Here is a 13758-nt window from a genome sequence, read left to right as displayed (position 1 = left end):
CGTTCTGCTCACGCCTTCACCTCCGGATACAGCTTGCTGCGCGCCCTCACGGCTTCGATCGTGTCATGCGACCGACAAGACCCGGCCAACGGGTCTGTTTGCGCTTGCTCGCAGCTATCGTGCGCGGCCCGACCGTGATCGGCAACTCGGCCGGGCCCCGGCGAGCTCACTCCGGGGGCCGGCGCGCATCGCGCCGGATCGGATGCTCGGCCGGAACCTCGACCAGGACCAGCGGCACCCCGTCGGGATCACGCACCCACATCTCCCACAGACCCCATGGTTCGAGCGCCGGTGCGCGCTCGATCGCGATTCCCTTCAGCGCCAATTCCGCCGCCGCGTCGGCGATGTCGCGCACCTGCAACCAGATCGCGCCCGCGAAACTGCCCTGTTCACCGCCGCCACCGTGCCCGGCGACCTCGATCAGCGACTGCCCGGCGAACAACACCGTGCCGCCCGGATACTCCCTGGCCACGGCCAGTCCGAGCCCGTCCCGGTAGAACTCCAGCGTGCGCGCATAGTCGCTGGGCCGCACGATGATCCGGCTGTTGAGAATCTCCATGGGGTCCGCCTGTCTCGTGACGTGTCAGAAGTACCAGGGGTAAGGGGTCCAGTCCGGGTCGCGCTTCTCCAGGAACGAGTCGCGGCCCTCCACGGCCTCGTCGGTCATGTACGCCAGCCGGGTCGCCTCACCGGCGAAGAGCTGCTGGCCGACCAGGCCGTCGTCGAGCAGGTTGAACGCGTACTTCAGCATGCGCTGGGCCTGTGGCGATTTGCCGTTGATGTCGGCGGTCCACTCCAGCGCGACGTTCTCCAGCTCGTCGTGGTCGACGACCTTGTTCACCGCGCCCATCTGATGCATCTCCTCGGCGGTGTACGGCCTGCCGAGGAAGAAGATCTCGCGGGCGAACTTCTGGCCGACCATCTTGGCCAGGTAGGCGCTGCCGTAGCCACCGTCGAAGGAGCCCACATCGGCGTCGGTCTGCTTGAACCGCGCGTGCTCGCGCGAGGCCAGCGTCAGGTCGCACACCACGTGCAGGCTGTGCCCGCCACCGGCGGCCCAGCCGTTGACCAGCGCGATCACCACCTTGGGCATGAAGCGGATCAGCCGCTGCACCTCGAGGATGTGTAACCGGCCCGCGCGCGCGGGGTCGACGGTGTCGGCGGTCTCGCCCTCGGCGTAGCGGTAGCCGTTGCGGCCGCGGATGCGCTGGTCGCCACCGGAGCAGAAGGCCCAGCCGCCGTCCTTGGGGCTCGGTCCGTTGCCGGTGAGCAGCACCGCGCCCACATCCGAGGACATGCGCGCGTGGTCGAGCGCGCGGTAGAGCTCGTCGACGGTGTGCGGGCGGAACGCGTTGCGCACCTCGGGCCGGTCGAACGCCACCCGCACCGTGCCCTGCTCGATATGTCGGTGATAGGTGATGTCGGTCAGGTCCTCGAACCCGGGGACGGGCCGCCACAGCTTCGGATCGAAAGTCACGACCCCGATTATTGCCCTACCGCCGCGCGAGGTGGTACATGGTCGTGACACCGCAGGTGGAGCGGTCGCGCGGTGCCGGACCGACCCGGTGCGTATAGTTGCGGCTGCTCGTTCAACGAACCGATCCGGAGGAACCTGAAAGTGGTTGCAGCACTGTCTGAATCCCTGCTCGACGACACCAAGCGTCCGGCTTTCCTTGCTGACGCCGTCGAGGTTCTCGACGCCGAGGTCTCGGACAAAGGTGGTGCGTCCGGCCTGGCCGTGAAGGGTGGCTACGCGGCGGTCAAGAAGATCAGCCCGTCCATCGTTCCGGATGCCCTCGCATCGCTGGCGCCCAAGCTGCTCGATCAGCTCCAGCCGTACTGGGCCGAATTCACCGCGTCCGGCACCGGCACCTTCGCCGACCTGCTGACCGCGAAGTCGGACGAGGTCGCCGAGGCGCTGCTGGCCGTCACCGACGCCCGGGCCGACGCCTCCTCGCGTCCGGCTCTGCAGAAGGTGTACTCGTCGATGCGTGGCTCCGCCAAGAAGCACGTCGTCGAGGCGCTGCCGCGGGTTGCCGACCTGGTGCAGAAGCACGCGGGCTGAGCAAGGGGCGGGGCAGCCCCCGCCGTGATCGTCAGTGAAAGGCCGGTGCGGCCGCCGGGGACAACCGGGGCGCACCGGCCTTTCGCGTCCCCGGGTGACCACACTCACGTAACGCCCGACGGGGAGTCGCGGGCCACATCTTTTTCCGGTCAGCGGTAAATTCCGGTCGGGAAAATGTGAGGCGGACAACGGTCCGGGTGAACGGCAGGAAAAGCGGAAGTAGCCGGAAATCCGATCGTCGCCGCGGCGGTGGAAACTTCCGGATCGCATCGATTACGTTGCCTTTCGAGCGGTTCGAAACGCGAATTGCTGAAAGGAAGTTCGGTTCTCATGATCTCTCGCAAGACTCTCGCCGCCACCGGCGCCGTTGCCGCCGCTGCCGCCATGTTCCTCGGCCCCGTCGCCGTCGCGGGCGCCGATTCGGGCTCCGGCACCGGTTCCTTCAGCGGCTCGGCCGACCTGGCCAGCGGTTCCGCCGACCTCACCACCGGCTCGGCCGCCGGCTTCGGTGTGCTCGAGTCGGGCAGCGCCGCGGTCGACAGCGGCACCTCCGCGGTGCTCAACATCATCGAATCCGTCATCGGCATCCAGGATCTCACCCAGCCGGCGTCCTGAGTCGCTGCGCGAATACCCGGAGAAATCCGGTGCCGGTCTTTTGTGGCCGGTGCCGGATTTCTTTTTGTTTGTGATCCTGTTGCGAATTCACGAATAAGTCTTCTCGGCCACATGAACAGATATGCGTCAACGGCTGGTCGATTCGTGTGAATTGTCCGGAGAAGGCCTCGGGGCAGGCCCCGGCGACGCGCCCGTGACGCAGCCAACGCGGGCCAGGGGGAGACGTGCGTATCCCGGTCTGACAGGCTGGGGTTTGTGAATCCGTCTACTGCGCAGGCACGAGTGGTCGTCGACGAGCTCGTGCGCGGCGGCGTCCGCGAGGTGGTGCTGTGCCCCGGTTCGCGCAACGCCCCGCTGGCCTTCGCGCTGCAGGCGGCGGACGTGGCCGGGCAGCTGCGGCTGCACATGCGCATCGACGAGCGGACCGCGGGCTTCCTCGCGATCGGGCTCGCGGTGTCCTCGGGGCGGCCGGTGCCGGTCGTGATGACCTCGGGGACCGCGGTGGCCAATCTCGGGCCCGCGGTGCTGGAGGCCAACTACGCCAGGGTGCCGCTGATCGTCGTCAGCGCGAACCGGCCCTACGAGATGCTCGGCACCGGCGCCAACCAGACCGTCGAGCAGATGGGCCTGTTCGGCAGCCAGGTCAGGGCCACGATCAGTTTGGGGCTGGCCGAGGCCGAGGCGGGCGAGCAGAGCTACCCGCGCCAGAACAGCGTGTGGCGCTCGGCGGTGTGCCGGGTGCTCGCCGCCGCGCGCGGCACCCGCTCGGGCAATGCCGGGCCGGTCCAGTTCGACATCCCGCTGCGTGAGCCGCTGGTCCCCGAGCTCGCCGCCGACCCGCTGCCGCAGGGTCGCGACGGCGACAAGCCGTGGACCGCGACCCAGTACGCGACCCTCGACGTGCCCCTCGACATCGACCTCACCCCCGACACGGTGGTCATCTCCGGCCACGGTGCCGGGCTGCGGCCCGAGCTGTCGGCCCTGCCCACGGTCGCCGAGCCGACCGCGCCCGTGCACGGCCCGGCCCTGCACCCGCTGGTGCTGCCGCTGCTGAAGCCGGCCCAGGCGATCATCACCGGACGCCCGACCCTGCACCGGCAGGTGTCGCGGGTGCTCGCCGACCCCGAGGTGACCGTCTTCGCGCTCACCACCGGGCCGCGCTGGCCCGATGTGTCCGGCAATGTCGTCGGCACCGGCACCCGCGCGGTGACCGCAGGCACGCCGGATCCCGGCTGGCTGGCCCGCTGCGCCGAACTCGACCGGCAGGCCAGGTCGGTGGTCCGCGAGGAACTGGCGGCCCATCCGAAGGCGACCGGTCTGCACGTGGCCGCCGTGGTCATGGACGCGCTGCGGGAGGGCGACCAGCTGCTGCTCGGCGCGTCGAACCCGGTGCGCGACGCCGCGCTGGTCGCGCCGCCGCGCCCCGGCGTGCGGGTGCTGTCCAACCGTGGCGTGGCCGGGATCGACGGCACGGTCTCCGGCGCGGTCGGTGCCGCGCTGGCCCATCCCGGCCGCACCATCGCCATGATGGGCGACCTGACCTTCCTGCACGACGCGTCCGGCCTGCTCATCGGCCGCGGCGAACCGCGCCCGGACAACCTCACCATCGTCGTCGCCAACGACGACGGCGGCGGCATCTTCGAACTGCTCGAACAGGGCGACCCGCAGTACGCGGGCGTCTTCGAGCGGGTCTTCGGTACCCCACACGGTATGGACCTCGCGGCGTTGTGCGCGGCCTACCGCATCCCGCACCGCCAGGTCGACCCCACCGAACTCGCGGTGGAGCTGACCGGTGACGCGCACGGCCTGCGGGTGCTCGAGGTCGCGACCGAACGCTCCAGCCTGCGCGAACTGCACGCGACCGTGCGCGCCAAGATCGCGGGCTAGCGCTCGGCGCCGAGCTCCTCGTCCTCGTAGGGGACGGTGAGGGTCTGCTCGATCACGTCCGCGGGGTTCGCGTTGCCACTGTCGAGGGCGACGCGCGCGGCGACCTCGGCGTAGTCGGCCGCGTCGGCGAAGGCCGGATCGTCGGCGTCGTCGTCGTGGAAGGCCGATTGTTCCTGCTCGACGCGGTCGGCCTCGGGGACTTCGTCCAGCGGGCGGGCGGGGTCGTAGTCGCTCATCGATCCTCCTCGGTACTACCTCGGACGTGGTGATTGATCGGTCCTGCGCTTCCAGCCTGCGCCCCTCGGCGGCACTCGGCAACCTGCGGTCCGATGAATTCCTGGCCCCGGCCTCGTCTGTACGGGTAACGCCGCCCGCCGTCGCCGAGGAGCCCCCATGGAACCGCAGTTCGATCTCGCCCCCGTCGCCCTGTCGCTGGCCACCGTGGTCGACGGCATCACCGACGACCACCTCGACGCACCCACGCCGTGCGCCGACACGGTGGTGTCCCAGCTGCTCTCGCACGTCGTCGGCCTCACCGAGGCCTTCCGTCAGGCAGCCACCAAGGAGTCCGCGGGCACCAGTGTCCCGCCCAGCCTCGACATCCCGCTGCCCACCGACTGGCGCACCCTGATCCCCACCCGCCTCACCGCGCTCGCGGCGGCCTGGCGCGAGCCCGCCGCCTGGGACGGTGACGCCGAGGCGGGCGGCATCACGCTGCCCGCGCCGGTCATGGCGACCGTGGCGCTGGACGAGCTGGTTCTGCACGGCTGGGACCTCGCTGTGTCCACGGGGCAGACCTTCGGCGCCGAAGCGCGCGATCTGGCGATCCTGCACGAGTTCCTGCGCGACACCGATCCCGCGGGTACGCCCGGGCTCTTCGGTCCGGTGGTCGAGGTCGCCCCAGCGGCCCCGGCGCTGGACCGGCTCCTCGGTCTGGCCGGTCGTGATCCTGCCTGGCGGCCGGTCGTAGCCGCGGACCAGCGGGTTCGCTGACTCGACGGGCGGGGCGGTCAGCTGACGAAGGTGCCCGCGGCGGCGGCGATGGTGGCTGCGCGGGCGGCGGCGTCGGCGGCGGCCGTGTCGATCGGGTCGCCGCTGGCGAGTAATCGGTAGTAGAGCGGGGCCGATACCGCCGAGAGCACCGCGCGGGGATCGGTGCCCGGTGGTGCCTCGCCGCGCGCCACGGCGTCGTCCACGCACGGCGACCATTCGGTGAGCCGGGTGTCGTAGAAGGTATGCAGGGCCGTGGCGGTGGACTCGTCGCCGGTGGCGGCGGCGATGACGGCGCGGAACAGATTGCCCTGGCGTGGATCGGCGAGGGTGCCCGCGACCAGGCGCGCGTTGGCGGTCAGGTCGTCGAGCAGGGTGCCGGTGTCGGCGCGGGGCAGCGACTGCTCGGCCATCTCGAGCAGCAGATCGGCGACCAGGCCCGCGGGCGTGCGCCAGCGGCGGTAGACGGTGGTCTTGCCGACCCCGGCCGTGGCGGCCACCTCGGCCAGATCCAGGGCGGGGAAACCGCGGTCGGCGAGCAGATCGCCGGCGACCTGCAAGACCGATTCGCGCACCCGTGCGGTGCGTCCACCTGGGCGAACGGAGCCGGGCCAGGCAATGTCATGCTCCATAACGGAACTCCTGTTTCATTTAGCGGCGATCGGGTGTAGTGTCGCTCGTGTTAACGGAACTATAGACCCTTTAGGAGTTCTCATGGAATACCGTCGGCTCGGCGCCTCCGGTCTGCTCGTTCCGGCGCTCGGCTTCGGCGCGGGCACCTTCGGCGGCCGCGGCGCCCTGTTCAGCGCCTGGGGCGATACCGATGCGGCGCAGGCCCGGCGCCTGGTCGACATCAGCCTGGACGCGGGCGTCACCTTCTTCGACACCGCCGACGTCTACTCCGAGGGCGCCTCCGAGGAAGTGCTCGGCGCGGCCATCAAGGGCAGGCGCGACCAGGTCCTGCTGTCCACGAAATCCGCGCTGCCGACAGGCCCGGGTCCGCACGAGGCCGGTGCGAGCCGCGCGCGGCTCATCAACGCCGTCGACGCGTCCCTGCGTCGTCTCGGCACCGACTACCTCGACCTGTTCCAGTTGCACGCCTTCGACGCGGGCACCCCGCTCACCGAAACCCTCTCGGCGCTGGACGATCTCGTGCGCGCCGGCAAGATCCGCTATCTGGGCGTCTCCAACTTCGCCGGGTGGGAACTGATGAAAACCCTGTCCACCGCGCAGGCGCACGGCCTGGAAAAGCCGGTGGCCCACCAGGTCTACTACTCGCTCGTCGGGCGCGACTACGAATGGGAACTCATGCCGCTGGGCGCCGACCAGGGGGTCGGGGCGGTCGTGTGGAGCCCGCTCGGCTGGGGCAGGCTCACCGGCAAAGTCCGGCGCGGACAGCCACTTCCGGCGGGCAGCCGGTTGCACGAGACGGCACAGGCGGGCCCGCCGGTCGACGACGAGCACCTCTATTCGGTGGTCGACGTTCTCGACCGGATCTCCGCCGAGACCGGCCGCAGCGTCCCGCAGATCGCGCTGAACTGGTTGCTCACCCGCCCCACGGTCGCCACCGTCTTGATCGGCGCCCGCAACGAGGAGCAGTTACGGCAGAACCTCGACGCCGTCGGCTGGCAGCTCGACCCGCAGCACCTGGCCGCCCTCGACGCCGCGAGCGCGACCACCCCGCCCTACCCCTACTACCCGTACCACCGGCTCCCCGACTTCGCCCGGCTGAACCCGCCCGCGGTCCGGGCGGCCTGAGTCAGTAGACGTCGCGGACGTAGCGCTTCTCCGCGACGAGCTGCTTCTTGAAGGCCAGGGCCCCGGCCTCGTCGAGCTTGCCGTGGATCCGGGCGATCCGCAGCAGGGTGTCGTCGACGTCCTTGGCCATGCGGGCGGCGTCACCGCACACATAGAAGTGGCCGCCCTCGCGCAGCCAGGCCCACAGCTCGGCGCCGTGCTCGATCATCCGGTGCTGCACATAGATCCGCTCGCGCTGGTCGCGGGAGAAAGCGAGGTCGAGGCGGGTGAGGAAGCCCGAGCGGAACATGTCCTCCAGTTCGGCGCGGTAGTAGAAGTTCTGGGCGGCGTGCTGGTCGCCGAAGAACAGCCAGTTGCGGCCCGTCGCGCCGAGCGCCCTGCGCTCGTGCAGGAATCCACGGAAGGGAGCGATACCCGTGCCCGGACCCACCATGATCATCGGCGCGGTCGGGTCCAGTGGCGGGCGGAAGTGCGGTGCCCGCTGCAGGAAGATGGGCACCTCTTCGCCGGCGCGGTCGGCGAGGAAGGTCGAGCACACCCCGCCACGGCGAGCAGCCTCGCCCACCGGGTCGCCGTAGCGCACCACACCGACGGTCAGCTGTACCTCGTCCGGAGTGGTCAGCGGGCTGGAGGAGATCGAATACTGGCGGGGCTGGAGCTTTTTCAGTGCGCCGAGCCAGTCGACGAGATCGGTGCGGACGGGGAAGTCGCGCAGCACGTCGACGGCCTGCCGGTCCCAGAGGTAGCTCGCGAGTTCGTTGCGGTTGTCGCGGCGCAGCAGCTTGGCCAGCTGCGGGTGCGGATTGCGTTCGGCGATGAAACCGAGCAGGTCCTGGCTCACCTTGGTGATGTCGAAGTGGGTGCGCAGCGCCTCGGTGAGCGGGAGTTCGCGGTCGTCGAGCTCGACGGTCCGTCGCCCGTCCAGCCCGGTGACCGTGAGCCACTCCTCGACCAGGTCGGTGCCGTTGGCCGGCAGGACACCCAGCGAGTCACCCACCTCGTAGCCCGCATCGAGATCGTGCAGGTCGAAACCGAAGCGGCGCACTTCCTTCGGCGAGCCGGGCGCACTGAGGATCTCGTTGCGCATCAGCGTCGCGCGGACGGGGGATTGACGGGTGAACGGGGCGGGCGCGGGTCGCTGGGTGCGGGTGGCCTGCGGACGGTCGAGCACAGTCGCGCCACCGCGTCCGGCGGGAGCACCACCCGCGCCCGAGGGCACCGGATTGTTCGCCGGACCGCTCGCGCCGGAGTTCGCCAGGGTGTTCGCGGGACCGGTGGCTCCGGGGTAGGGCGAGCCGGGATGTGCCGGACCGGCTGTACCGCCGGAGCCAGGTCCGGCTGTGCCCGAAGCGGAATGCGCCGGGTAGGTGGCACCGCCGGAGCCTGGTCCAGCCGACGGACCCGGATGGCCGGTGCCGGTGGCGGGGTCGCCCGGGGTGGTGTTGCCGAGCGCATCGATCACCGCGTCGAGCCATTGGTCGGCGGCGTCGGCGAAATCGGGTTCGCTGTCGACGCGGGGGAGGAGTCGCTCGGCGCCGCGGGCGGCGAACAGAGAGTCCAGCTTGCGGCCGTGGCCGCAGAAATCGTCATAGGAGGAGTCACCCAAGGCGAACACCGCGAAGCGGACGCCGGTCAGGCGGATGACGCTGTCGTCGAGCCGGGTCCAGAAGTCGGCGCCGTTGTCGGGCGGGCCGCCGTCGCCGAAGGTACTGGTCACCATGAGGATGTCGCCGGTGAGGGCCGTCAGCTCGCAGGAGTCCATGTCCAGCAGGGCGGGCGTGAATCCGGCCTCGGTCAACCGGGAGGCGACGGTGGCGGCCAGTTCCTCGGCGTTACCGGTCTGCGAGGCCCACAGCACGGTCAGGGGAGTGGGCGCCGCGGCGGCGTCGGCCGCGGGCTCGGTGGCCGCGCTCGTGCCACGCGAGTACATCCCGGCCAGCAGGCCGTCGACCCACAGCCGTGACGACGTCGACAGCGGCGCGCTCGCGGGCAGCACCGGCTGACCGGTCACCGGCAGTGACTGGAGTGCGGCGAGATAGCCGCCCAGGTAGATGCGCTCGGTCTCGCTCAGGGTCGGCGCCGTGCCCGCGTCCAGGCCGAGAATCCCGGCCAGCGGGTGCGCGACCGGCGCGGCGGGGACCCGCTCGGGTTCGGCGGCCGGGCCGACCCGGCGCAGCGCCACGGCGCACGCCTTGAACTCCGGTTGCAGGGAGTCCGGGTCGACCGCGTCGTTGGTGACAGCGTTGATCGTCAGATATTCGCCCTGTTCGTCGTTCCAATGGAAAGGAGCAAAACAATCACCGGGACGAACCCGATCACTGATCCGCACGGGCAGCACCGCCCGGCCCCGGCGCGAGGCGATCTCGAGCTGGTCACCGGAGCGCAACTCCAGCCGCTGTGCGTCGGCCGGATGGATCTCGACGAACGGCTCACCCGTGAGCTTGGTGAGTTTGCCGACCTTGCCGGTCTTGGTCATCGTGTGCCACTGGTGTTGCAGGCGGCCGGTATTGAGCAGGAAGGGGTAGTCGTCATCGGGCAGTTCGGCGGCGGGCAGGTGCGGGCGCGCGAAGAACACCGCGCGCCGGCTCGGCGTCGCGAACGCCAGCGCCGGGGTGGTGCCGTCGGCCGCCACGTGCAGCGGCTGGTGGCGGCCGTCGTTGCGGTAGCGGATCGGATTGCGCGGCGAGCGGTCGTCACCGCAGGGCCACTGCATCGGTCCTTCGCGCAGCCGCTCGTAGCTCATCCCGCTCAGGTCGTAGCCGGTGGCGGGGTTGGTGAACTGCTGCAGCTCGGCGAACACCTCGGCGCTGGAGGTGAACGCGAAACCGGGGAATCCCATGGCGGTGGCGATCTGCGCGATCAGCAGCCAGTCGGGCCGCGCGTCGCCGACCGGATCGAGCGACTGGCGCAGCAGCGTGACATTGCGTTCCGAATTCACCATCACCGCATCGGTTTCCGCCCACAGCGTGGCGGGCAGCAGCAGATCGGCGTAGGCGTTGGTGGCCGTCTCGGTGTAGGCGTCCTGCACCACGACCAGTTCGGCGGCCTCGAGTCCGGCGATCACCGTCTTGCGATTGGCCACGGTGGCAACGGGATTGGTACAGATGATCCAGGCGGCCTTGATCTCACCGTCGGCCAGGCCGCGGAACATCTCGATGGTGCCGGGGCCCGCCTCGGTACGCAGGGTGCCCGCGGGCAGATCCCAGGCGGTTTCGACGAAGGCGCGGTCGGTGGGGGAGAGCAGGCTGCGCTGGCCCGGCAGTCCCGGGCCCATGTAGCCCATCTCGCGCCCGCCCATGGCATTGGGCTGGCCGGTGAGCGAGAACGGGCCGCTGCCCGGGCGGCAGATCGCCCCGGTGGCCAGGTGCAGGTTGATCAGGGCGTTGGTGTTCCAGGTGCCGTGGGTGGACTGGTTGAGGCCCATCGTCCACAGCGACATCCACTCGCCCGCCTCGGCGATCATGGTGGCGGCGGTGCGGATGTCGGCCTCGGCCAGGCCGGTGATCTCGGCGACGCGGGCGGGCGGGTAATCGTCCAGGAACTCCGGCATCGCCTCCCAGCCCTCGGTGTGCGCGGCGATGAACTCCGTGTCGATGGCGCCGTCGGCCACCAGCAGGTGCAGCAGGCCGTTGAGCAGGGCCAGGTCGGTGCCCGGGGCGATCTGCAGGTAAAGGTCGGCGCGGGCGGCGGTGTCGGTGCGGCGCGGGTCGACCACGATCAGCTTGGCGCCCGCCTTGAGCCGGTCGGCCATGCGCAGGTAGAGGATGGGGTGGCAGTCGGCCATATTGGCGCCGCTGACGAAGAACAGGTCGGCGTGCTCGAAGTCGTCGTAGGACCCGGGCGGCCCGTCGGCACCGAGCGACTGCTTGTAGCCGGTGCCCGCGCTGGCCATGCACAGCCGCGAGTTGGCCTCGATGTGCTTGGTCCGCAGATAGCCCTTGGCCAGTTTGGTGGCCAGGTATTGGGCTTCCAGCGACATCTGCCCGGAGACGTAGAGGGCGATGGCGTCGGGCCCGTGCTCGTCGAGGACGGCGCGCAGCCGGGTGGCGGTCTCGTGCACGGCCTCGTCCACCGGCAGTGGCACGGGCACCTGCCCGCGCTCGGGGCGGTGATAGGCGGTGTCCATGCGGCCGGGCGCGGCGGTCATCTCGGCGTGGGTGGCGCCCTTGGTGCAGAGCCTGCCCGCGTTGGCCGGATGCAGCTTGTCGCCGCTGACCTTCGCGATCACCCGCGCGCCCGACTGGTCGGTCTTGGTCTCGACGGCGATTCCGCAGCCGACGCCGCAATACGAACACTGCGTACGCACAGTGTCCGCGCCGCGGATGTCAGCTTCCCCTGTCATGGCTTCGATCATCCGTACTCGTCGTTGCGCCGGATTTACCGAAAGTTATGTCCAGGTGACAATCGACCTCACAGGCCGAAATTTTCGCGGTGAGGTTGCGGCCGGAATATCGCCGCTGATCAGGGGATGTGCCGGATGTTCGCCGCCGCGACCGCACCGATCCGGGGTGACCGTTCTCACCCCGGCCCGGGGGCGGTTTCAGGCCAGTTTGTAACCGCGGTGCAGCGCCACCACACCGCCGGTGAGGTCACGCCACTGCACCGAGTCCCAGCCCGCGTCGGCGATGCGCCGTGCCAGCCTGCGCTGGTTGGGCCAGGCGCGGATCGACTCGGCCAGGTACACGTACGCGTCGGGATTGGAGCTCACGGCCTTGGCCACCCGGGGCAGCGCCTTCATCAGGTACTCCATGTAGACCGTGCGGAACGGCCCGAACACGGGGGTGGAGAACTCGCAGACCACCACGCGGCCGCCGGGCTTGGTCACCCGCAGCATCTCGCGCAGCGCCACGTCGATATCGGCCACATTGCGCAGGCCGAAGGAGATGGTCACCGCGTCGAAGGAGTTGTCGGCGAAGGGCAGCGCCATCGCGTCGCCCGCGACCATCGGCACCTGCCGGAATCGGCCCGCGCCGAGCATGCCCTGGGAGAAGTCCGCGGCCACACACCAGGCGCCGGACTTGCCCAGCTCCACCGTCGACACCCCGGTCCCTGCCGCCAGATCGAGGACCCGCTCGCCCGGGCGCAGCGCCAGCGCGCGCCGGGTGGCCCACCGCCAGTACCGGTCCTGGCCCGCGGAGATGACCGTATTGGTGAGGTCGTAGCGCTTCGCCACACCGTCGAACATCGACGCGACCTCGTGGGGTTGCTTGTCCAGCGAAGCCCGAATCGGTTCCCGCTGCTCTGTTGTCGCCACGAACCGAGCTTATCGGGCGTCCGCCGCGCGGTTCTAGGCCGAGCGCGGCAAGCGTTCGCGCGATCCGGTCACATCCGCGTAGTGCCCGAGCAGTTCGGCGCAGATCGCGGGCCAGGTGCGGTGCAGCACCGATCTGCGCGCCGCGGCCGAGAACCTCCCGCGGGTCTCGGCGGCCCGCAGCGCCGACACCGCGCTGGGCAGCAGCTCGGTGAACCGGTCGACCGGCAGCAGGTAGCCGTTGCGGCAGTGCGCGATCAGATCGCGTGGTCCGCCCTGGTCGGGGCCGATCACCGGCACCCCCGAGGACAGCGCCTCCTGCACGCCCTGGCAGAACGTCTCGTGCTCGCCCGGATGCACCATCACGTCCAGGCTCGCGTAATGCGTGGCCAGATCGCTGCCGCCGAGTTCGCCGGTGAACACCGCCCCCGGCAGCAGCGCGCCCAGCTTCGCGCGTTCGGGCCCGCCGCCGACGATCACCAGCTGGATCGACGGGTCCGCGGCCAGCACGGCCAGCCGCTCGACGTGCTTCTCCGGCGCCAGCCTGCCGACGAAACCGACCACGAGCCGATGCTCGTCCGCGCCCAGCCAGCTCGCCCGCAGCTCGGCACTGCGCGCGGCCGGGGTGAACCGGTCGATGTCCACCCCGCGTCCCCAGCGGTGCACGCGGGGGATGCCGTGGTCGGCCAGATCGCGCGCGGCCGCCGAGGACGGTGCCAGCGTGCGCGTGGCGCCCTCGTGGATCCGCCGGGTCCACGCCCAGGCGGCCCGCGCGGCCAGGCCGAGCCCGTAGCTCTTGGCGAACCCGGCCACATCGGTCTGATACACCGCGATCGAGGGCAGATCGAGGCGGGTCGCGGCCGCCAGTCCGCCTGCCCCGAGCAGGAACGGCGAGGCCAGGTGCACCACGTCGGCGTCGAAGGCGGCGATGGCCGCGGTGATTCCCGGCTGCGGCAGGCCCACCGGCAGCGAACTCACCTTGGGCACCATCATCGCGGGCACGCGGTGCACCGGGAAGCGGCCGTGGAAGCGTGGGGCCGGTGGTGCGCCGCGCAGGGTGTCGGGGGCCACGATCATCGCGTCGTGTCCGTGCTCGTCCAGATGGTCCAGCACCCGCAGGACGGAGTTGACGACGCCGTTCATGTTCGGCAGAAAAGACTCCGCCACGATGGCTACGCGCACCCCTCCAGCC

At 70.5% G+C, this 13758-nt stretch carries 12 protein-coding genes; 5 read left to right on the top strand and 7 right to left on the bottom strand.

The features are described from left to right. Positions 1 to 166: 166 nt before the first annotated feature. Both ACFC06_RS14490 and ACFC06_RS14485 read right to left on the bottom strand, forming a co-directional pair. The gene (locus tag ACFC06_RS14490) at positions 167 to 559 is read right to left on the bottom strand and encodes a VOC family protein (RefSeq protein ID WP_375930265.1); all 393 of its coding nucleotides are present in this window, start codon (positions 557 to 559) and stop codon (positions 167 to 169) included. A 24-nt stretch (positions 560 to 583) separates the two neighbouring features. Further along, entirely contained in the window at positions 584 to 1477 is an 894-nt protein-coding gene (locus tag ACFC06_RS14485; RefSeq protein WP_375930262.1) for a 1,4-dihydroxy-2-naphthoyl-CoA synthase, read from the bottom strand. 141 nt (positions 1478 to 1618) lie between these two features. On the opposite strand from ACFC06_RS14485, the gene ACFC06_RS14480 reads away from it, so the two are divergent. From ACFC06_RS14480 to menD, 3 genes are all read left to right on the top strand, one after another. Next, positions 1619 to 2065, top strand: a complete 447-nt coding sequence (locus tag ACFC06_RS14480) for a DUF6918 family protein (protein WP_375930259.1) — start codon at positions 1619 to 1621, stop codon at positions 2063 to 2065. A gap of 330 nt (positions 2066 to 2395) precedes the next feature. After that, positions 2396 to 2680 (top strand): hypothetical protein, encoded by a 285-nt coding sequence (locus ACFC06_RS14475; protein ID WP_375930256.1) that lies wholly within the window; start codon positions 2396 to 2398, stop codon positions 2678 to 2680. A gap of 255 nt (positions 2681 to 2935) precedes the next feature. Further along, the gene (menD, locus tag ACFC06_RS14470; protein WP_375930253.1) at positions 2936 to 4567 is read left to right on the top strand and encodes a 2-succinyl-5-enolpyruvyl-6-hydroxy-3-cyclohexene-1-carboxylic-acid synthase; all 1632 of its coding nucleotides are present in this window, start codon (positions 2936 to 2938) and stop codon (positions 4565 to 4567) included. On the opposite strand, the gene ACFC06_RS14465 is transcribed toward menD, so the two are convergent. Next, positions 4564 to 4803 (bottom strand): hypothetical protein, encoded by a 240-nt coding sequence (locus tag ACFC06_RS14465; RefSeq protein WP_375930250.1) that lies wholly within the window; start codon positions 4801 to 4803, stop codon positions 4564 to 4566. The genes menD and ACFC06_RS14465 overlap by 4 nt on opposite strands. A 157-nt stretch (positions 4804 to 4960) precedes the next feature. Between ACFC06_RS14465 and ACFC06_RS14460 the strand changes: the two genes are divergently transcribed. Continuing rightward, positions 4961 to 5560, top strand: coding sequence for a TIGR03086 family metal-binding protein (locus ACFC06_RS14460; protein ID WP_375930247.1), 600 nt, complete (start codon positions 4961 to 4963; stop codon positions 5558 to 5560). Positions 5561 to 5577: 17 nt separating this feature from the next. Here ACFC06_RS14460 and ACFC06_RS14455 read toward each other — a convergent pair whose 3' ends face one another. After that, positions 5578 to 6189, bottom strand: a complete 612-nt coding sequence (locus ACFC06_RS14455; protein ID WP_375930244.1) for a TetR/AcrR family transcriptional regulator — start codon at positions 6187 to 6189, stop codon at positions 5578 to 5580. Positions 6190 to 6271: 82 nt separating this feature from the next. Here ACFC06_RS14455 and ACFC06_RS14450 point away from each other — a divergent pair, with 82 nt between their 5' ends. Continuing rightward, a complete protein-coding gene (locus ACFC06_RS14450) occupies positions 6272 to 7315 on the top strand; it encodes an aldo/keto reductase (protein ID WP_375930241.1) in 1044 nt (347 codons plus the stop codon). Between the two features lies 1 nt (position 7316). Here ACFC06_RS14450 and ACFC06_RS14445 read toward each other — a convergent pair whose 3' ends face one another. The 3 genes from ACFC06_RS14445 to ACFC06_RS14435 all read right to left on the bottom strand — a co-directional run bounded on the left by ACFC06_RS14445 (position 7317) and on the right by ACFC06_RS14435 (position 13748). Continuing rightward, a complete protein-coding gene (locus tag ACFC06_RS14445) occupies positions 7317 to 11669 on the bottom strand; it encodes a molybdopterin-dependent oxidoreductase (protein WP_375930238.1) in 4353 nt (1450 codons plus the stop codon). A 186-nt stretch (positions 11670 to 11855) separates the two neighbouring features. Beyond that, positions 11856 to 12569 (bottom strand): demethylmenaquinone methyltransferase, encoded by a 714-nt coding sequence (locus ACFC06_RS14440; RefSeq protein ID WP_375930235.1) that lies wholly within the window; start codon positions 12567 to 12569, stop codon positions 11856 to 11858. A 33-nt stretch (positions 12570 to 12602) separates the two neighbouring features. After that, positions 12603 to 13748: a glycosyltransferase family 4 protein gene (locus ACFC06_RS14435; RefSeq protein WP_375930232.1), complete on the bottom strand. Its 1146-nt coding sequence runs from the start codon at positions 13746 to 13748 to the stop codon at positions 12603 to 12605. Positions 13749 to 13758: the final 10 nt, after the last annotated feature.

The organism is Nocardia sp. NPDC056064 (assembly GCF_042266925.1).
Taxonomy (GTDB): domain Bacteria; phylum Actinomycetota; class Actinomycetes; order Mycobacteriales; family Mycobacteriaceae; genus Nocardia.
The sequence above is the reverse complement of the archived record's forward strand: the minus strand, read 5'-3'. Positions and strand labels throughout refer to the sequence as shown.

Bases quoted from the DNA above. Each gene is read 5' to 3' on its own strand.
- ACFC06_RS14490 (WP_375930265.1), bottom strand. From the start codon at position 559: ATGGAGATTCTCAACAGCCGGATCATCGTGCGGCCCAGCGACTATGCG.
- ACFC06_RS14475 (WP_375930256.1), top strand. From the start codon at position 2,396: ATGATCTCTCGCAAGACTCTCGCCGCCACCGGCGCCGTTGCCGCCGCT.
- ACFC06_RS14465 (WP_375930250.1), bottom strand. From the start codon at position 4,803: ATGAGCGACTACGACCCCGCCCGCCCGCTGGACGAAGTCCCCGAGGCC.
- ACFC06_RS14460 (WP_375930247.1), top strand. From the start codon at position 4,961: ATGGAACCGCAGTTCGATCTCGCCCCCGTCGCCCTGTCGCTGGCCACC.
- ACFC06_RS14455 (WP_375930244.1), bottom strand. From the start codon at position 6,189: ATGGAGCATGACATTGCCTGGCCCGGCTCCGTTCGCCCAGGTGGACGC.
- ACFC06_RS14450 (WP_375930241.1), top strand. From the start codon at position 6,272: ATGGAATACCGTCGGCTCGGCGCCTCCGGTCTGCTCGTTCCGGCGCTC.
- ACFC06_RS14445 (WP_375930238.1), bottom strand. From the start codon at position 11,669: ATGATCGAAGCCATGACAGGGGAAGCTGACATCCGCGGCGCGGACACT.